The 19,422-nt window shown below is 66.9% G+C and carries 15 protein-coding genes and 1 tRNA gene; all 16 read left to right on the top strand.

The features are described from left to right. Positions 1 to 10 precede the first annotated feature (10 nt). Complete coding sequence (locus CEK65_RS04320; RefSeq protein WP_026143244.1) at positions 11 to 760, top strand: NADH-quinone oxidoreductase subunit C; 750 nt, start codon at positions 11 to 13, stop codon at positions 758 to 760. Further along, positions 757 to 2,064: an NADH-quinone oxidoreductase subunit D gene (locus tag CEK65_RS04315; RefSeq protein ID WP_017912135.1), complete on the top strand. Its 1,308-nt coding sequence runs from the start codon at positions 757 to 759 to the stop codon at positions 2,062 to 2,064. Before CEK65_RS04320 ends, CEK65_RS04315 begins: the two co-directional genes overlap by 4 nt. Further along, positions 2,061 to 2,588: an NADH-quinone oxidoreductase subunit NuoE gene (gene nuoE / locus CEK65_RS04310; RefSeq protein ID WP_010343009.1), complete on the top strand. Its 528-nt coding sequence runs from the start codon at positions 2,061 to 2,063 to the stop codon at positions 2,586 to 2,588. Before CEK65_RS04315 ends, nuoE begins: the two co-directional genes overlap by 4 nt. A 5-nt stretch (positions 2,589 to 2,593) precedes the next feature. Next, positions 2,594 to 3,937 carry an NADH-quinone oxidoreductase subunit NuoF gene (gene nuoF, locus CEK65_RS04305; RefSeq protein ID WP_017912136.1) on the top strand — a complete coding sequence of 448 codons (1,344 nt, stop codon included), beginning with the start codon at positions 2,594 to 2,596 and terminating at the stop codon, positions 3,935 to 3,937. Next, positions 3,934 to 6,183, top strand: a complete 2,250-nt coding sequence (gene nuoG, locus CEK65_RS04300; protein ID WP_152180889.1) for an NADH-quinone oxidoreductase subunit NuoG — start codon at positions 3,934 to 3,936, stop codon at positions 6,181 to 6,183. Before nuoF ends, nuoG begins: the two co-directional genes overlap by 4 nt. Further along, positions 6,180 to 7,271, top strand: a complete 1,092-nt coding sequence (gene nuoH / locus CEK65_RS04295) for an NADH-quinone oxidoreductase subunit NuoH (RefSeq protein WP_017908129.1) — start codon at positions 6,180 to 6,182, stop codon at positions 7,269 to 7,271. The genes nuoG and nuoH overlap by 4 nt, the downstream gene beginning before the upstream one ends. Positions 7,272 to 7,274: 3 nt before the next feature. Next, the gene (gene nuoI, locus CEK65_RS04290) at positions 7,275 to 7,763 is read left to right on the top strand and encodes an NADH-quinone oxidoreductase subunit NuoI (RefSeq protein WP_012915532.1); all 489 of its coding nucleotides are present in this window, start codon (positions 7,275 to 7,277) and stop codon (positions 7,761 to 7,763) included. Positions 7,764 to 7,772: 9 nt separating this feature from the next. Next, positions 7,773 to 8,420 (top strand): NADH-quinone oxidoreductase subunit J, encoded by a 648-nt coding sequence (locus tag CEK65_RS04285; RefSeq protein WP_017908130.1) that lies wholly within the window; start codon positions 7,773 to 7,775, stop codon positions 8,418 to 8,420. Next, positions 8,417 to 8,722 carry an NADH-quinone oxidoreductase subunit NuoK gene (nuoK, locus tag CEK65_RS04280; RefSeq protein WP_017908131.1) on the top strand — a complete coding sequence of 102 codons (306 nt, stop codon included), beginning with the start codon at positions 8,417 to 8,419 and terminating at the stop codon, positions 8,720 to 8,722. Before CEK65_RS04285 ends, nuoK begins: the two co-directional genes overlap by 4 nt. 7 nt (positions 8,723 to 8,729) lie before the next feature. Then, on the top strand, positions 8,730 to 10,880 hold the full coding sequence (nuoL, locus tag CEK65_RS04275; protein WP_152180888.1) for an NADH-quinone oxidoreductase subunit L: 2,151 nt from the start codon (positions 8,730 to 8,732) through the stop codon (positions 10,878 to 10,880). A gap of 20 nt (positions 10,881 to 10,900) precedes the next feature. Then, on the top strand, positions 10,901 to 12,403 hold the full coding sequence (locus CEK65_RS04270) for an NADH-quinone oxidoreductase subunit M (protein ID WP_017908133.1): 1,503 nt from the start codon (positions 10,901 to 10,903) through the stop codon (positions 12,401 to 12,403). Between the two features lie 36 nt (positions 12,404 to 12,439). Beyond that, positions 12,440 to 13,915, top strand: coding sequence for an NADH-quinone oxidoreductase subunit NuoN (nuoN, locus tag CEK65_RS04265; protein WP_152180911.1), 1,476 nt, complete (start codon positions 12,440 to 12,442; stop codon positions 13,913 to 13,915). A 207-nt stretch (positions 13,916 to 14,122) separates the two neighbouring features. After that, positions 14,123 to 14,199 (top strand) — tRNA-Met (locus CEK65_RS04260). A 207-nt stretch (positions 14,200 to 14,406) separates the two neighbouring features. Further along, on the top strand, positions 14,407 to 15,012 hold the full coding sequence (rimP, locus tag CEK65_RS04255) for a ribosome maturation factor RimP (RefSeq protein WP_152180887.1): 606 nt from the start codon (positions 14,407 to 14,409) through the stop codon (positions 15,010 to 15,012). Then, positions 15,009 to 16,520 (top strand): transcription termination factor NusA, encoded by a 1,512-nt coding sequence (nusA, locus tag CEK65_RS04250; RefSeq protein WP_017908136.1) that lies wholly within the window; start codon positions 15,009 to 15,011, stop codon positions 16,518 to 16,520. The genes rimP and nusA overlap by 4 nt, the downstream gene beginning before the upstream one ends. A gap of 95 nt (positions 16,521 to 16,615) precedes the next feature. Continuing rightward, a complete protein-coding gene (gene infB / locus CEK65_RS04245) occupies positions 16,616 to 19,324 on the top strand; it encodes a translation initiation factor IF-2 (protein WP_152180886.1) in 2,709 nt (902 codons plus the stop codon). The last annotated feature ends 98 nt before the right edge of the window (positions 19,325 to 19,422 follow it).

Genomic DNA, 19,422 nt, shown 5'->3' with positions numbered 1-19,422 from the left:
CCAAGCCCCCATGGCAGAGCAAGCATCTTCCTTTAGCGACCGACTCGGCGCCCGTTTCCCCGGCAGCCAGGTCTTCGTGGCCCTTCCGCGCGGCGAAGTCACCCTGGAAGTGCCGGCCGACGCCTGGCACGCCACCTGCCTGGCGTTGCGCGACGAGTTCGGTTTCGAACAGCTGTCCGACCTGTGCGGCGTCGATTACCTCGGCTACGGCAGCGACGAGTGGGACACCTCCGACGTGTCCTCGCACGGCTTCAGCCGCGGCGTCGAAGGCAAGGCAGTGGGCCGTTTCGCCTGGGGTGAGTTCCCCAGCGGCGAGGCTGCCGGCGGCGCCCAGCCGTTGCCGGTCCCGCAGCAGCGCTACGCCGTGCTGGCGCAGCTGATCTCCTATCGCCACAACCAGCGCCTGCGCGTGCGCTGCTACGCGCCGAACGAAGACCTGCCGGTGGTGGCCTCGGTCACCGACATCTGGCCGGGCGCGAACTGGTTCGAGCGCGAGGCGTTCGACCTGTTCGGAGTGGTCTTCGCCGGTCACCCGGACCTGCGCCGCATCCTCACCGACTACGGCTTCGTCGGCCATCCGTTCCGCAAGGATTTCCCGCTGATCGGCAACGTCGAAGTGCGCTACGACGAAGAGAAGCAGCGCGTGATCTACGAGCCGGTGACCTCGGTGGAGCCGCGCGTGGGCGTGCCGCGCGTGATCCGCGACGATGCGCGCTACCAGACCGCGGCGGGCGAAGCACAGAAGGAGTCCGCCAAGTGAGCGAGTACCACCAGGCGCACGACGGGTTCGCCAGCAATCCTGCCGAAGCCAAGCAGGAAATCCGCAACTACACGATGAACTTCGGCCCGCAGCATCCGGCCGCGCACGGCGTGCTGCGCCTGATCCTGGAGATGGACGGCGAGACCGTGGTCCGCGCCGATCCGCACATCGGCCTGCTGCACCGTGGAACCGAGAAGCTGGCCGAGTCCAAGCCGTTCAACCAGTCGATCGGCTACATGGATCGCCTGGACTACGTGTCGATGATGTGCAACGAGCACGCCTACGTGCGCGCGATCGAGACCCTGATGGGGATCGAGGCGCCGGAGCGTGCGCAGTACATCCGCACCATGTTCGACGAGATCACCCGCATCCTGAATCACCTGATGTGGGTCGGCTCCAACGGCCTGGATCTGGGCGCGATGGCGGTGATGCTGTACGCGTTCCGCGAGCGCGAAGAGCTGATGGACGTCTACGAGGCGGTGTCGGGCGCGCGCATGCACGCGACCTACTACCGCCCGGGCGGCGTCTACCGCGACCTGCCGGACCGCATGCCCAAGTACCAGGAATCGCGCTGGCACAAGGGCAATGCGCTGAAGCGGCTCAACGCCGCGCGCGAAGGCTCGATGCTGGACTTCCTGGAGGAGTTCACCAACACCTTCCCGGCGCGCGTGGACGAGTACGAGACCCTGCTCACCGACAACCGCATCTGGAAGCAGCGTACCGTCGGCATCGGCGTGGTCACCCCGGAACAGGCCTACGCCTGGGGCATGACCGGCGCCATGCTGCGCGGTTCGGGCATCGCCTGGGACCTGCGCAAGAAGCAGCCGTACGCCAAGTACGACAGCGTCGATTTCGACATTCCGCTCGGCACCAATGGCGACTGCTACGACCGCTACCTGGTGCGCGTGGCCGAGATGCGCGAGTCCAATCGCATCATCAAGCAGTGCGTGCAGTGGCTGAAGGCCAACCCAGGCCCGGTCATGGTCGAGAACTTCAAGGTGGCGCCGCCCAAGCGCGCCGAGATGAAGGACGACATGGAAGCGCTGATCCATCACTTCAAGCTGTTCAGCGAAGGCTATTGCGTGCCGGCCGGCGAGACCTACTGCGCGGTCGAGGCGCCGAAGGGCGAGTTCGGCTGCTACCTGATGTCCGACGGCGCCAACAAGCCGTTCCGCGTGCACCTGCGCGCGCCGGGCTTCGCCCACCTGTCGTCGATGGACGCGATCGTGCGCGGCCACATGCTGGCCGACGTGGTGGCGATGATTGGTACCTATGATCTGGTGTTTGGTGAGGTCGACCGATGAAGGCGACAGGTAATTTCGAAGCGGCGCGCGACGTCGATCCGATGGTGGTGCTGAGCGACAAGACGCGCGCGCACATCGATCACTGGTTGAGCAAGTTCCCGCCGGACCGCAAGCGTTCGGCGGTGCTGCAGGGCCTGCACGCCGCGCAGGAACAGAACCAGGGCTGGCTGACCGACGAACTGATCGCCGGCGTGGCCAAGTACCTGGAGCTGCCGCCGGTGTGGGCCTACGAGGTCGCCAGCTTCTACTCGATGTTCGAGACCGAGAAGGTCGGCCGCAACAACGTCGCGTTCTGCACCAACATCAGCTGCTGGCTCAACGGCGCCGAGGATCTGGTCGCGCACGCCGAGAAGAAGCTCGGCTGCAAGCTGGGCCAGTCCACCGCCGACGGCCGCGTCTACCTCAAGCGCGAGGAAGAGTGCCTGGCCGGTTGCGCCGGCGCGCCGATGATGGTCATCAACGGCCACTACCATGAGCATCTGACCAAGGACAAGGTCGACGAATTGCTGGACGGGTTGGAGTAACGGCAATGGCACAGCATCCCCACGCCCCCACCGGTCCGGTCGGCCCCGCGCCGCAGCCGCACCAGGTGGTGTACACCACGCTGCACTACGACACCCCGTGGTCCTACGAGAGCTACCTGAAGACCGGTGGCTACGCTGCGCTGCGCAAGATCCTCGAAGAGAAGATCCCGCCGGAGCAGGTGATCGAGATGGTCAAGCAGTCGAACCTGCGCGGCCGTGGCGGCGCCGGCTTCCCGACCGGCCTGAAGTGGTCGTTCATGCCCAAGGGCGCACCGCAGAAGTACATCCTGTGCAACTCGGACGAATCCGAGCCGGGCACCTGCAAGGACCGCGACATCCTGCGCTACAACCCGCATTCGGTGGTGGAGGGCATGGCCATCGCCTGCTACGCCACCGGCTCCACCGTGGGCTACAACTACCTGCGCGGCGAGTTCCACCACGAGCCGTTCGAGCATTTCGAGCAAGCCCTGGCCGACGCTTACGCCAATGGCTGGCTGGGCAAGAACATCCTCGGCAGCGGCATCGACATCGACATCTACGGCGCCCTCGGTGCCGGCGCCTACATCTGCGGCGAAGAGACCGCGCTGATGGAGTCGCTGGAAGGCAAGAAGGGCCAGCCGCGCTACAAGCCGCCGTTCCCGGCCAACTTCGGCCTGTACGGCAAGCCGTCGACGATCAACAACACCGAGACCTACGCCTCGGTGCCGGCGATCATCCGCAACGGCCCGGAGTGGTTCCTGGGGCTGAGCAAGACCAAGAACGGCGGCCCGAAGATCTTCTCGGTCTCCGGCTGCGTGCAGAAGGGCGGCAACTTCGAAGTGCCGCTGGGCACCACCTTCGACGAACTGCTGGAAATGGCCGGCGGGCTGAAGCCGGGCCGTACCCTCAAGGGTGCGATCCCGGGCGGCGTGTCGATGCCGGTGCTGAAGGCCGAGCAGCTCAAAGACCTGCAGATGGACTACGACACCCTGCGCGCGCTGGGCACCGGCCTGGGCTCGGGTGCGATCGTGGTGCTCGACGACAGCGTGTGCTGCGTGAAGTTCGCCTGCCGCATCTCGCAGTTCTTCCACAAGGAGTCCTGCGGCCAGTGCACCCCGTGCCGCGAAGGCACCGGCTGGATGCACCGCGTGCTGGAGCGCATCGTCGCCGGCAAGGCCACGATGGAAGACCTGCACCAGCTGCGCACCGTCGCCGGGCAGATCGAAGGCCACACCATCTGCGCCTTCGGCGAAGCGGCGGCCTGGCCGATCCAGGGCTTCCTGCGCCAGTTCTGGGACGAATTCGAGTACTACATCGTCAACGGTCATTCGATGGTTGACGGCAAGAAGGTGGAGGCAGCCGCCGCATGAGCGCGCAACCCAACAATCCCGGCGCGACCCCCGCGGTCGTGCCGGAAGGCCATGTGACCGTCGAGATCGACGGCCAGTCGCTGGTCGTGCCGAAGGGCTCGATGATCATCCAGGCCGCCGACAAGGCCGGCATCCCGATCCCGCGCTTCTGCTACCACGAGAAGCTGCCGATCGCGGCCAACTGCCGCATGTGCCTGGTCGATGTCGAAAAGTCGCCCAAGCCGTCGCCGGCCTGCGCCACGCCGGTCATGGACGGCATGAAGGTGCAGACGCGCAGCGACAAGGCGCTGAAGTACCAGCGCAGCGTCATGGAATTCCTGCTGATCAACCATCCGCTGGACTGCCCGATCTGCGATCAGGGCGGCGAGTGCGAGTTGCAGGACGTGTCGCTGGGCTACGGCCGTTCGGTCAGCCGCTTCAACGAGCGCAAGCGCGTGGTGCCGGACGAGGACATCGGGCCGCTGGTCGCCACCGAGATGACCCGCTGCATCCAGTGCACGCGCTGCGTGCGCTTCACCGCGGACATCGCCGGCACCTACGAGCTGGGCGGCATGTACCGCGGCGAGAACCTGCAGATCGGCACCTATGACGGCAAGCCGCTGACCACCGAGCTGTCCGGCAACGTGGTCGACGTGTGCCCGGTCGGCGCGCTGACCAACAAGGTGTTCCAGTTCCGCGCGCGTCCGTGGGAACTGGTGGCGCGCGAGTCGCTGGGCTACCACGACGCGATGGGCTCCAACCTGTTCCTGCATGTGCGCCGCGGCGAAGTGCTGCGCACCGTGCCGCGCGACAACGAAGCGGTCAACGAGTGCTGGCTGTCCGACCGCGACCGCTACTCGCACCAGGGCCTGTACGCCGAGGACCGCGCACTGCGGCCGATGCGCAAGGTCGACGGGCAGTGGCGCGAGGTGTCGTGGGCCGAAGGGCTGTCCGCCGCGAGCGAGATCCTCAAGGCCAACCGCGGCGACGCGCTGGGCGTGCTCGCGCATCCGTCCACCTCCAACGAGGAGGGCGCGCTGCTGGCGCGCCTGGCCGAGGGCCTGGACAGCGGCAACCTCGATCACCGCGTGTACAACCGCGACTTCTCCGATGCCGCGCTGGCCGAGCCGTTCGCGCTGCCGCTGGCGCAGATCGAGCAGGCCGACGTGGCGGTGATCCTGGGCAGCAACCTGCGCCATGAACTGCCGCTGCTGCATGCACGCCTGCGCAAGGCGCGGATGCAGCGCCAGACCAAGGTGTACTCGATCAACCCGGTCGATTTCGACGTGGCCTTCGACCAGGCCGGCCGCCAGATCGTGGCGCCGTCGAAGTTCGCCGAGGCGCTGGCCGACGCCGCGCTGCGCGAGGCGGTGCAGGGCGCCGGCCGTGCGGTGCTGATCGTCGGCGCGCTGGCCGAGAACCATCCGCAGGCCGCGGCGCTGCGTGCCGCCGCGCGCGACTTCGCCGCCGCCACCGGCGCGGCGCTGTGCCGCATCCCGCAGGGCGCCAACGCGCTGGGCCTATCGCGCTACGGCGTGCTGCCGCGCGGTCGCAACGTCGCCGCGATGCTGGCCGAGCCGCGCAGCGCCTACGTGCTGTACGGCCTGGAGCCGGGCCTGGACTTCGCCGACGCCGCCGCCGCGCGCAGCGCGCTGGCCGGCGCCAAGGTGGTGGCGTTCAGCCACTTCGCCTGCGCCTCCACCCGCGACGTGGCCGATGTGATCCTGCCGATCGGCGCGCTGCCGGAAATCGAGGCGACGCTGACCAACCTCAACGGCAGCGACCAGCGCACCCGCGCCGGCGGCAAGCTGCCGGGCGAGGCCCGCGAGGGCTGGCGCGTGCTGCGCGCGCTCGGTGGCGAACTGGGCCTGCCCGGCTTCGAGTTCATCGACCTGGCCGGGCTGCGCGATGGCCTGCAGCCGCGCGAGGTCGCCGCGGCGAGCTCGGCGCAGCCGGCACGCCAGGACGAGGGCCTGGAACTGGCCGCCAGTCCGGCGATCTACCGCACCGATGCGGTGGTGCGCCGCGCGCAGGCGCTGCAGCAGCATCCGCTGAACCGCGCGCCGGGCATTGCGCTGCATCCGGATGAGGCGGCGCGCCTGGGCCTGCGCGATGGGCAGATGGTCAAGGTCGGCACCGCGGCGGGTAGCGCCACGTTGCCGCTGGCGACGGACAAGCGGGTCGCGCCGGGCGCGGCCTGGATCGAAACGGGCTACGGCGCGACCGCGCCGCTGGGCGCCGGTCGGGTGACGGTGGTGGCTGCATGAACGAGATGCTGTTGAACGTGGTCGACCCACTGCACCAGTGGTTCCTCGGCCTGGGCGCCCTCGGCGTGGTCCTGTGGATCGTGCTGAAGATCCTGCTGATCGCCATGCCGGTGATCATTGCGGTGGCGTTCTACGTGGTCTGGGAGCGCAAGCTGATCGGCTGGATGCACGTGCGCCACGGGCCGATGTACGTGGGCATGGGCATCTTCCAGGCCTTCGCCGACGTCTTCAAACTGCTGTTCAAGGAAATCATCCAGCCCAGCAGCTCGCACAAGGCGATGTTCGTGATCGCGCCGCTGATCACCCTGGCGCCGGCCTTCGCCGCCTGGGCGGTGGTGCCGTTCGACGCCAAGCTGGTGCTGTCCAACGCCAACGCCGGCCTGCTGTACCTGCTGGCGATGACCTCGCTGGGCGTGTACGGCATCATCCTGGCCGGCTGGGCGTCCAACTCCAAGTACGCCTTCCTGGGCGCGATGCGCTCGGCGGCGCAGGTGGTCAGCTACGAGATCGCGATGGGCTTCGCCCTGGTCGGCGTGATGATCGCGGCCGGCAGCCTGAACCTGAGCACGATCGTGCAGGCGCAGGCCGGCAGCTCCGGGTTCTTCGACTGGTTCCTGATCCCGCTCTTCCCGCTGTTCATCGTGTACTGGGTGTCCGGCGTGGCCGAGACCAACCGCGCGCCGTTCGACGTGGTCGAAGGCGAGTCGGAAATCGTCGCCGGCCACATGGTCGAGTATTCGGGCGGTGCGTTCGCGCTGTTCTTCCTGGCCGAATACGCCAACATGATCCTGGTCAGCTTCCTGGTCTCGATCTTCTTCCTGGGCGGCTGGCTGAGCCCGATCCAGGGCTGGGTCACCGCGGACATCTCGCCGTGGGTCAACTGGATCTGGACCGGCGGCTGGCCGTGGCTGCTGATGAAGGTGCTGTTCTTCGCCAGCGCGTACATCTGGTTCCGCGCCAGCTTTCCGCGCTACCGCTACGACCAGATCATGCGCCTGGGCTGGAAGGTGTTCATCCCGCTGACGATCGTGTGGATCGCGGTGACGGCATTGATGGTGTTCTACGGCGTGATCCAGAAGGGCGTGTAAGCGATGAATAAAATCACCCATTACTTCAAGAGCCTGCTGCTGCTCGAGTTGCTCGGCGGCCTGTGGCTGACCTTGAAGTACACGTTCCGTCCCAAGTACACCGTGCTGTACCCGATGGAGAAGTTCCCGCAGTCGCCGCGCTTCCGCGGTCTGCACGCGCTGCGCCGCTATCCCAACGGCGAAGAGCGCTGCATCGCCTGCAAGCTGTGCGAGGCGGTGTGCCCGGCGCTGGCGATCACCATCGACTCGACCAAGCGCGAGGACGGCACCCGCCGCACCACCCGCTACGACATCGACCTGTTCAAGTGCATCTACTGCGGCTTCTGCGAGGAAAGCTGCCCGGTGGATTCGATCGTGGAGACCCAGGTGCTGGAGTACCACTTCGAAAAGCGCGGCGAGAACATCGTCACCAAGCCGCAGTTGCTGGCGATCGGAGACCGGCTCGAGGCCGAGATCGCCGAGCGCCGCGCTGCCGACGCTCCCTTCCGCTGAGGTTCCGAAATGGATTGGGTCAATATCGCTTTCTGGATCTTCGCCACCATCGCCGCGGTCGCCGCCGGCGCGGTGATCAGCGTGCGCAACCCCGTGTACGCGGTGCTGTGCCTGATCCTGACGTTCTTTTCCATCGCCTGCGTGTGGCTGCTGGTGGGCGCCGAGTTCCTCGGCGTGACCCTGGTGCTGGTCTACGTCGGCGCGGTGATGGTGCTGTTCCTGTTCGTGGTGATGATGCTGGACATCGACACCGCCCGCATGCGCGAAGGCTGGGTGCGCTACCTGCCGGTGGGCCTGGTGGTGGCAGTGGCGATGCTGGTGCAGATGGTCACCCTGATCGGCGTGAAGGCGCGCAGCGCGGCGCCGTTCCCGGCCGACAACGCCGCGGCGCAGGCCGCCGACACCTCCAACATCACCTGGCTGGCCAAGACCCTGTTCACCCAGTTCCTGCTGCCGTTCGAGTTCGCCGCGATCATCCTGACCGTGGCGGTCGTGGCCGCCGTGATGCTGACCCTGCGCAAGCGCACCGGCATCAAGACCCAGAACCCGGGCGACCAGTCGCGGGTCAAGGCCGGCGACCGTCTGCGCATGGTCAAGATGGCCGCCGAAAAGCCCACGCTCCACACTCCGCCGGCATCGCAGGAGGGCCAGCCATGATCTCCCTAGGCCATCTGCTGGCGCTCGGCGCGGTGCTGTTCTGCATCGCCCTGGCCGGCATCTTCCTCAACCGCAAGAACGTCATCGTGCTGCTGATGTCGATCGAGCTGATGCTGCTGTCGGTCAACATCAACTTCGTCGCCTTCTCGCGCGAGCTCGGCGACGCCGCCGGCCAATTGTTCGTGTTCTTCATCCTGACCGTGGCCGCGGCCGAAGCCGCCATCGGCCTCGCGATCCTGGTGACGCTGTTCCGTACCCGCCACACGATCAATGTGGCCGAAGTCGATTCGCTGAAGGGCTGACCTGCAGATGGAAATTACGCTCTCCAAGAGTCTGCTGATCGCGGTGGTGCTGGCCCCGCTGGTCGGCAGCATCATCGCCGGCCTGTTCGGCCGTCAGGTCGGCCGCAAGGGCGCGCAGTTCGCCACCATCCTCGGCGTCGCGGTCAGCTGCGCACTGTCGTGCTGGACCCTGTACCAGTTGGTCGGGCAGGGCGCCTCGCCGTTCAACCAGAACCTCTACACCTTCTTCGAGGTCGGCCACTATTCGGCCCACGTCGGCTTCATGGTCGACCGCCTGACCGCGATGATGATGGTGGTGGTGACCTTCGTGTCGCTGCTGGTGCACATCTACACCATCGGCTACATGGCCGACGATCCGGGCTACCAGCGCTTCTTCAGCTACATCTCGCTGTTCACCTTCTCGATGCTGAGCCTGGTGATGAGCAACAACTTCCTGCAGCTGTTCTTCGGCTGGGAAGCGGTGGGCCTGGTGTCGTACCTGCTGATCGGCTTCTGGTTCAAGCGCCCGACCGCGGTGTTCGCCAACATGAAGGCGTTCCTGGTCAATCGCGTCGGCGACTTCGGCTTCATCCTCGGCATCGCCGGCGTGCTGCTGTGGTTCGGTACGCTGGACTACGCCAGCGTGTTCGCCAACGCCACCGCGGTGCTGGGCAGCGATGCCGCCGGCGGTCTGGCACAGGTGCAGCTGTTCCAGGGTCATGCCTGGAATGTCTCCACCATCATCTGCGTGTGCCTGTTCATCGGCGCCATGGGCAAGTCGGCGCAGGTGCCGCTGCACGTGTGGCTGCCGGACTCGATGGAAGGCCCGACCCCGATCTCGGCCCTGATCCACGCCGCGACCATGGTCACCGCCGGCATCTTCATGGTGGCGCGCATGTCGCCGCTGTTCGAGCTGTCGCAGACCGCGCTGAACTTCGTGCTGGTCGTCGGTGCCACCACCGCGTTCTTCACCGGCCTGATCGGCATCGTGCAGAACGACATCAAGCGCGTGGTCGCCTACTCGACGCTGTCGCAGCTGGGCTACATGACCGTGGCGCTGGGCGTGTCGGCGTACTCGGCGGCGGTGTTCCACCTGATGACCCACGCCTTCTTCAAGGCGCTGCTGTTCCTGGCGGCCGGCTCGGTGATCATCGGCATGCACCACGAGCAGGACATGCGCAAGATGGGCGGCCTGCGCAAGTACATGCCGATCACCTACTGGACCAGCGTCATCGGTACCCTGGCGCTGGTCGGCACCCCGTTCTTCGCCGGTTTCTATTCCAAGGACACCATCATCGAGGCGGCGCAGCACCACGCCGAGGGCGCACCGTTCTGGAGCATCGCCAGCTACGGCTACTGGGCCGTGCTCGGCGGCGTGCTGATCACCAGCTTCTACAGCTTCCGCCTGCTGTTCCTGACCTTCCATGGTCAGGAGCGCTTCCGCGATGCGCATGCGCACCACGATGCGCATCATGACGACGCCCACGGTGCGCATGCCCACGACGATCACGCACACGACGATCACGGCCACGGCCACCACGGCGCGCACGAACCGCACGAGTCGCCGTGGGTGGTGACGGTGCCGCTGATCCTGCTGGCGATCCCGTCGATCGCGATCGGCTTCTTCACCATCGGCCCGATGCTGTTCGGCACCGACTGGGCGGGGCACCATGCCGCGGCGGCGATCAAGGGCCAGGCGGTCAGCTTCTTCACCGGCATCGTCGACTTCTACGATCCGGCGCGCGACACCGTCGGTGCGCTGGCCGAGGAGTTCCACGGCCCGGTCGCGTTCGCCCTGCACGGCCTGACCCAGCCGCCGTTCTTCCTGACCCTGGCCGGTTTCGCCCTGGCCTGGATCCTGTACCTGTGGAAGCCGGAACTGGCGGCGAAGGCGCGCAAGACCTTCTCGGTGCCGGTGTGGATCCTCGAGAACAAATACGGTTTCGACAAGCTCTGGATCGGCGGTTTCGCCGGCGGCGGCGTGCGCCTGGGCAAGGTGTCGCGCGCGGTGGATACGCATGTCGTGGACGGCGTCATGGTCAACGGCACCGCACGCGTGATCGACCTGGCGGCCAACCTGCTGCGTCGCACGCAATCCGGTTTCCTCTATCACTACGCCTTCGCGATGATCGTCGGTCTCATTGCCCTGCTGGGCGTGCTGATGCATTTCTGGCGTTGACCTGTACGGAATAAGAACACGTGTCGAACTGGCCTCTACTCTCCATCCTGATCTGGCTGCCGATCATCGGCGGTGCCCTGGTGCTCGCCCTGCGTGATGCGCGTGCGGCGCGCTGGGCGTCGCTGCTGGTGGCGTTGCTGACCTTCGCGCTCAGCCTGCCGCTGCTCACCGGTTTCGACTACGCCAGCGACGCGCTGCAGTTCGTCGAGACCCATGCCTGGATCCCGGCATACGACATCGGCTACAACCTCGGCGCCGACGGCATCGCGGTGGCGCTGATCGTGCTGACCACGCTGGTCACGGTGCTGGCGCTGATCGGCGCGTGGACCTCGATCGACAAGCGCGTCAACCAGTACGTGGCCGCGTTCCTGATCCTGGAAGGCGTCACCGTCGGCATCTTCTCCGCCACCGACGCGATGTTGTTCTACGTGTTCTTCGAGGCGATGCTGATCCCGATGTTCCTGATCATCGGCATCTGGGGCGGCCCGCGCCGCATCTACGCCGCGGTCAAGTTCTTCCTGTACACCTTCCTCGGCTCGGTGCTGATGCTGGTCGGGTTGATCTACCTGTACCTGAAGGGCGGCAGCTTCCAGCTCGCCGATCTCTACCAGCTGTCGCTGACCTCGAAGGAGCAGACCTGGCTGTTCTTCGCCTTCCTGATCGCCTTCGCGGTCAAGGTGCCGATGTTCCCGGTGCACACCTGGCTGCCGGACGCGCACGTGGAAGCGCCGACCGCCGGTTCGGTGATCCTGGCGGCGATCGCGCTGAAGATCGGCGGTTACGGCTTCCTGCGCTTCAACCTGCCGATCCTGCCCGATGCCAGCAACGAGTGGGCGTGGCTGGTGATCGCGCTGTCGCTGATCGCGGTGATCTACGTCGGCCTGGTCGCCCTGGTCCAGGACGACATGAAGAAGCTGATCGCCTACTCGTCGATCGCGCACATGGGCTTCGTCACCCTCGGCACCTTCGTCGCCTTCGCCCTGGTCGGCTTCGGCAGCACCGATGCGGCCCGGTTGGGCCTGCAGGGCGCGATGGTGCAGATGATCTCGCACGGCTTCGTGTCCGGCGCGATGTTCTCCTGCGTCGGCGTGCTGTACGACCGCATGCACACCCGCCGCATCGCCGACTACGGCGGCGTGGTCAACGTGATGCCGTGGTTCGCGACCTTCGCGATGCTGTTCTTCATGGCCAATGCGGGCCTGCCGGGCACCAGCGGCTTCGTCGGCGAGTTCATGGTCATCATGGCCAGCTTCCAGGCGCACCCGCTGCTGGCCTTCGGCGCGGCGACCACCCTGGTGATCACCGCCGCCTATACCCTGTGGCTTTACAAGCGCGTGTTCTTCGGCGAGGTCGCCAATGCGCACGTGGCCGAGCTGAAGGACATCAACGGCCGCGAGGCGCTGGTGCTGGGCGTGTTCGCGCTCGGCGTGCTGGCCCTGGGCCTGTATCCGAAGCCGTTGACCGACCTGATGGAGCCCTCGATCGCGAAGCTGGCGGCGCAGATCGCCACCAGCAAGCTGTAAGCGGCCGTCGAGCGTATTGATTCCAGAGATTTGATGATGACCACCCCTGCGCTGCTGCCTCTGACCACCGTCGACCTGCCGCCCCTGCTGCCCGAGCTGGTGCTGACCGCCGGTGCCTTCTTCCTGCTGATGCTCGATCTGTTCATCAGTGAGCGCAACAAGGCCTGGACCCACATCGTCTCGGTGGCGATCCTGGTCGCGGTGTTCGCGATGTTGCTGGCCGGCGTGGGCGGGCAGGGCGAGGTGTTCAACGGCATGTTCGTGCGCGATGCCGCCGCCGACGTGATGAAGACGGTGATCGTCGGCCTCAGCGCGCTGACCCTGATCTACGGCTGGAGCTACCTGCGCGAGCGCAAGCTGTATCAGGGCGAGATCCCGGTGCTGGTGCTGTTCGCCACGGTCGGCATGATGATCCTGGTCTCGGCCGGCAGCCTGCTGATGGTCTACCTGGGCCTGGAACTGCTGGCGCTGTGCTCCTACGCGCTGGTCGCCTCCAACCGCGACAACGGCATGGCCACCGAAGCGGCGATGAAGTACATCGTGCTCGGTTCGCTGGCCTCGGGCCTGCTGCTGTACGGCATGTCGCTGATCTACGGCGCCACCGGCACGCTGAGCCTGAGCCGCATCCACGAGGCGATCGGCAACGGCCGCGAGCACATGCTGCTGCTGACCGGCACGGTGTTCATGATCGCCGGCGTCGCCTTCAAGCTCGGCGCCGCGCCGTTCCACATGTGGCTGCCGGACGTCTACCAGGGCGCCCCGGCGCCGATCGCGCTGTTCATCAGCTCGGCGTCCAAGCTGGCTGCGTTCGGCATGGCCTACCGCCTGCTGGAAGTGGGCGTGGGCCCGCTGGCGGCGCAGTGGCACTGGGTGATCGGCGGCTTGGCGGCGCTGTCGCTGGTGGTCGGCAACCTGATGGCGGTGGCGCAGAGCAATCTCAAGCGCATGCTGGCGTATTCCACGGTCTCGCACATAGGCTTCCTGCTGCTGGGCGTGGCCGGCGGCGGCGAGCGCGGCTATGCGGCGGCACTGTTCTACGCGATCTGCTATGCGGTGATGTCCACCGCCTCGTTCGGCGCGATCATCGCGTTGTCGCGCAAGGGCTTCGAGGCCGAGAACATCGACGACTTCAAGGGCCTGAACGCGCGCAACCCGTGGATGGCGCTGCTGGTGCTGTGCATCATGGCCTCGCTGGCCGGCGTGCCGCCGTTCCTGGGCTTCTGGGCCAAGCTGGCGGTGCTGGGCGCGGTCGTCGCGGTGCCCGACCAGAACCTGTGGTGGACCGGCCTGGCGGTGCTGTCGGTGCTGTGCGCGGTGATCGGTGCGTTCTACTACCTGCGCGTGATCAAGGTGATGTATTTCGACGAGCCGGTCGGCACGCCGCTGCCGGCCAACGACGACCGCGTGCTGGGCGTGGCGCTGGGCGTCAACGCGCTGGGCCTGCTGGCCTTCGGCCTGGCCTGGAGCCCGCTGATGGCGTGGTGCCAGCGCGCCTTCGCGCACCTGGCCTGATCGCGAAAGGGCGGTTTTTCCGCTGTTTTCCGCCAACGCCGCCGCAAGGCGGCGTTGGCGTTTTTGCATTCGGCGATGCGATTGTTGTTTCGTTTTCCATCGTGTGCGGTTATCATGGCGTCCTTCGAACGGCAGCGTCGCTACCGCATCGAGATGAAAATCAGGGCTTGCAATCGACGCACTGATTCTTCATAATTCCGCTTCTGCTGCGGGGTGGAGCAGTCTGGCAGCTCGTCGGGCTCATAACCCGAAGGTCGCAGGTTCAAATCCTGCCCCCGCTACCATCTTTGTCTGCAGCGGCAACCAGTGCATCGGTTGTCTGCGGCAGGGAAGCTTGGGCTTCGCGATGACGCATGTTCCCGTTGTCGCAACCGGAATCCAGCGTGACCGGAGTTTTACCGGACAAGGGGCCCAGAGGGCCCTTTGTCGTTTCCGGGGTCCGGGAAATGCACGCAATCGACTTTTCAACCTTTTCAGATGCAAGGCAGGCTGTGAGCGACAAGGCAAACGAAATCGCGACTCTGCTGGGCCCGACCGTGGACGCGTTGGGCCTGGAACTGCTGGGCGCGGAATACCTGCCGGCCCCCGGCGGCGCCACGCTGCGCCTGTACATCGACGTGCCGCTGGCCGAGCAGCCCGAACGCGTGGTCAATATCGACGACTGCGAGCGGGTCAGCCGCGAGGTCTCGGCGCAACTGGACGTGGAAGACCCGATCAGCGGCAACTACACGCTGGAAGTGTCCTCGCCGGGCGTGGACCGGCCGCTGTTCAGCGCCGAACAGTTTTCCCGTCACCTCGGCGAATCGGCCAAGGTGGTGTTGAAGCTGCCGCAGCAGGGCCGTCGTCGCCTGCAGGGGCGCATCGTGCAGGCCGACGCCGCTGCCGGCCGCATCATCTTCGAGGTCGACGGCGCCGAACTGGCGGTGGACTTCGACAACATCGACAAGGCGCGGATCATGCCCGACTGGGCGGCGCTGGGTCTGGCGCCGACCAAGCCGGGCAAGGGGCCGAAGCCGGCCGGCAAGAACGCAAAATCCAATAAGAAACCATCCAACGAACCGGCGGCCGACGAGGCTGCGCGCGGAGCGAAAGAATGAGCAAGGAACTGTTGCTGGTAGTCGACGCGGTGGCCAACGAAAAGGGCGTGCCGCGCGAAGTGATCTTCGACGCGATCGAGGCCGCATTGGCGTCGGCGGCGAAGAAGCGCTACCCCGACCAGGACGTGCTGACGCGCGTCACCATCGACCACAAGGACGGCACCTACGAAACCTTCCGGCGTTGGGAAGTGGTGGCCGACGATGTGGTGATGGAATCGCCCGACCGGCAGATCCGCCTGATGGACGCGGTCGACGAGGCCGAGGGCGTGGACGTCGGCGACTACATCGAAGAGCAGATCGAGAATCCGGACTTCGGCCGCATCGCCGCGCAGGCCGCCAAGCAGGTGATCGTGCAGCGCGTGCGCGAGGCCGAGCGCCAGCAGGTGGTGGATGCGTGGAAGGATCGCGTCGGCGAACTGGTCACCGGCGTGGTCAAGCGCGCCGAGCGCGGCAACATCTACGTGGACCTGGGCGGCAACGCCGAGGCCTTCATCCCCAAGGACAAGGGCATTCCGCGCGACGTGCTGCGCGCCGGCGACCGAGTGCGCGGCTACCTGGCCGAAGTGCGTTCGGAGCCGCGTGGCCCGCAGCTGTTCATCAGCCGCGCCGCGCCGGAATTCATGATCGAGTTGTTCAAGCTGGAAGTGCCGGAAGTGGGCCAGGGCCTGGTCGAGATCAAGGCCTGCGCACGCGATCCGGGCGATCGCGCCAAGATCGCAGTGCTGGCGCACGACACCCGCACCGATCCGATCGGCGCCTGCATCGGCATGCGCGGTTCGCGCGTGCAGGCGGTGTCCAACGAGCTCAACGGCGAGCGCGTGGACATCGTGCTGTGGAACGACAACCCGGCCAACTTCGTCATCAACGCGATGGCGCCGGCCGAGGTGCAGTCGATCATCGTCGATGAAGAGAAGCACTCGATGGACCTGGCGGTGGCGGAAGACCGCCTGGCCCAGGCGATCGGCAAGGGCGGCCAGAACGTGCGCCTGGCCAGCCGCCTGACCGGCTGGCAGCTCAACGTGATGACCGCCGAGCAGGTCGCGGCCAAGTCCGAGGCCGAGCAGGCCGTGGCCCGCCAGCTGTTCATGGACAAGCTGGAAGTGGACGAGGAGATCGCCGCGATCCTGGTTGCCGAGGGCTTCAACTCGGTCGAGGAAATCGCCTACGTGCCGGTCGGCGAGCTGCTGGCGGTGGAAGGCTTCGACGAGGACATCGTCGAGGAACTGCGCGCGCGTGCCCGCGACGCGCTGCTCAACGAGGCGCTGGCCGCCGAGGAGAGCGACGACGACGGTGTGCCGGCGGCGGACCTGCTGTCGCTGCCGGGCATGGACGAAGCCACCGCCTACGCGCTGGCCGGCCATGGCGTACGCACCAGCGAGGACCTGTCGGATCTGGCTGCCGACGAAATCCTCGAGTTCGGCATCGAGGACCTGGACAAGGACCGCGCCGCGGCCCTGATCCTGGCCGCCCGCGCCGAGGAGATCGCCCGCCTGGAGCGCGGCGAATGAGTCAGCGATGAATGCCGCCCTGACCCGATCAGGGCTTAGAATCCGCGCTACCTTCGCACGCGGCGAGGGGGCGCCAACCAGATCATAGGATCCGAATGTCGCAGCAAACCACCATCCGCAAGCTGGCCGAACTGGTGAACACGCCGGTCGAGAAACTGCTGGTTCAACTGGCCGACGCCGGGATGAAGTTCAGCGGTCCCGACCAGGTTGTCACCAGCACCGAAAAGATGAAGCTGCTGGGCTTCCTGCGCCGTACCCACGGCAAGACCGACAAGCCGGTCGAGGAAGAGGCCCAGGCGGCGCCGAAGAAGATCACCCTGAACCGGCGCAAGCTGCAGGAAGTGACGGTCAGCGCCGGGCGCAGCAAGACCACGGTCAACGTCGAGGTCCGGCAGAAGCGCACCTACGTGAAGTCGGCCGAGGACCTGGCCGCCGAGCGTGCGGCGCCGTCCGCGGGCGGACGGGTGGACGACGAGCGCGCCGAGATCCTGCGCAAGCTGGAGGAATCCAAGCAGCGCAATCTGGCCGAACAGCAGAAGCTCGCCGAGCAGGATCGCGCGCGCGCCGAGGAAATCGAGCGCAAGCGCAAGGCCGAGCAGGAAGCGCGCGAGCGTGCCGAGGCCGAGCAGCGCGCGGCCCAGGCCGCGCTGGACGCCGAGTCGGCGCCGCCGGCTGCGGCGCCGTCCGCGCCTGCCGCCGACCGCAACGCCGCCGCCGCGCCGCGTCCGCCGCGTCCGCCGATGGCGCCGCGTCCGGCCGGTGCCGCGCATCCGGCCAAGCCGGCCGCGCCGCGCAGCGACGACCGCAACAATGCCAACAACAAGCACAAGACCCGCGGCTCGCACGTGATGGTCGCCGGGGTCGAGGACGACGACAGCACCAGCCGTTTCGCCGGCCAGCTGCATCTGTCTGCGGCCGACCGCGCGCGCCGTTCCAACGTGCGCGGCAAGCCGCGCGGCGGCAGCCACAGCGGCGGCCGTCGCCAGGCCGAACCGTCGCGCAGCGGCGGCGGCGCGCACGGCTTCGAGCGTCCGACCGCACCGGTGGTGCGCGAAGTGGCGATCGGCGACACCATCACCGTGGCCGACCTGGCGCAGAAGCTCGCGCTGAAGGGCGGCGACGTGGTGAAGGCGCTGTTCAAGATGGGCGTGATGGCCACCATCACCCAGACCATCGACCACGACACCGCGGCGCTGGTCACCGAGGAACTCGGCCACAAGCCTACCCGCGCCGGCAGTGCCGACGCCGAGGACGCGCTGCTGGCGCACACCGAGGACGCGCAGGGCGAGAAGCTGCCGCGGCCGCCGGTGGTCACCATCATGGGCCACGTCGACCACGGCAAGACCTCGCTGCTGGACTACATCCGCCGCACCAAGGTCGCCTCGGGCGAAGCCGGCGGCATCACCCAGCACATCGGCGCGTACCACGTCGAAACCGATCGCGGCGTCATCAGCTTCCTGGATACCCCTGGCCATGCCGCGTTCACCTCGATGCGCGCGCGCGGCGCCAAGCTCACCGACATCGTGGTGCTGGTGGTCGCGGCCGACGACGGCGTGATGCCGCAGACGGTCGAGGCGGTCAAGCATGCGAAGGCGGCCGGCGTGCCGCTGATCGTGGCGGTCAACAAGATCGACAAGTCCGGCGCCGATCCGCTGCGGGTCAAGAACGAGCTGCTGGCGCAGGACGTGGTCGCCGAAGAATTCGGTGGCGACACCCAGTTCGTCGAACTCTCGGCCAAGACCGGCCAGGGCATCGACGTGCTGCTGGACGCGATCTCGCTGCAGGCCGAAGTGCTGGAACTGCGGGCGGTGGCCGAAGGCCGCGCCAGCGGCGTGGTGATCGAGTCCTCGCTGGACAAGGGCCGCGGTCCGGTGGCGACGGTGCTGGTGCAGCAGGGCGCGCTGAAGAAGGGCGACTACCTGGTGTGCGGCATCCAGTACGGCCGCGTGCGTGCGCTGTTCGACGAGACCGGCAAGCAGCCGGATTCGGCCGGCCCGTCGATCCCGGTGCAGGTGCTGGGCCTGTCCGGCGTGCCGGATGCCGGCGACGACTTCGTGGTCGTCGACGACGAGCGCCTGGCCAAGGACGTGGCGCAGCAGCGCGAGACCAAGCGCCGCGAGTCGCGCCTGGTGTCCTCGGCGGGCAGCCGCATGGAAGACATCATGTCGCAGCTCGGCAAGGGCGAAGGCCAGCTGTCGCTGAACCTGGTGATCAAGGCCGACGTGCAGGGTTCGGTGGAAGCGCTGAAGCAGTCGCTGACCGCGCTGTCCAACGAGCAGATCCGCATCAACGTGATCCACTCCGGCGTGGGCGGCATCACCGAGTCCGATGCGAATTCGGCGCTGGCCTCCAAGGCCACGGTGATCGGCTTCAACGTGCGTGCCGACGCCTCGGCGCGGCGCATCATCGAGACCAACGGCATCGACCTGCGTTACTTCTCGATCATCTACGACGTGATCGACCAGGTGAAGCAGGTGGCGTCCGGCCTGCTGGGCGTGGAGATCCGCGAAGAGATCATCGGTATCGCCCAGGTGCGCGACGTGTTCCGCAGCTCCAAGTTCGGCGCCGTCGCCGGCTGCATGGTCGTGGAGGGCGTGGTCAAGCGCAACAAGCCGATCCGCGTGCTGCGCGACAACACCGTGGTGTTCGAGGGCGAGCTGGAGTCGCTGCGTCGCTTCAAGGAGAACGTCGACGAAGTGCGCAACGGCACCGAGTGCGGTATCGGTGTGAAGGCCTACAACGACGTCAAGGCCGGCGACCAGATCGAGTGCTTCGAGCGCATCGAAGTGCAGCGTACGCTGTAAGAGCCGGGAATCGGGAATCGGGATTGGGGAATGGGAAGAGCGGGGCGCTGCAGGTCCGTCGCTCGTCCCAGACCCTTCCCGATTTCTTTATTCCGAAC

This window comes from Xanthomonas sp. LMG 12459, assembly GCF_009192905.1.
Lineage (GTDB): Bacteria > Pseudomonadota > Gammaproteobacteria > Xanthomonadales > Xanthomonadaceae > Xanthomonas_A > Xanthomonas_A sontii.
Note: the sequence above shows the minus strand (reverse complement) of the source record. Positions and strands in the feature narration are given on the sequence as shown.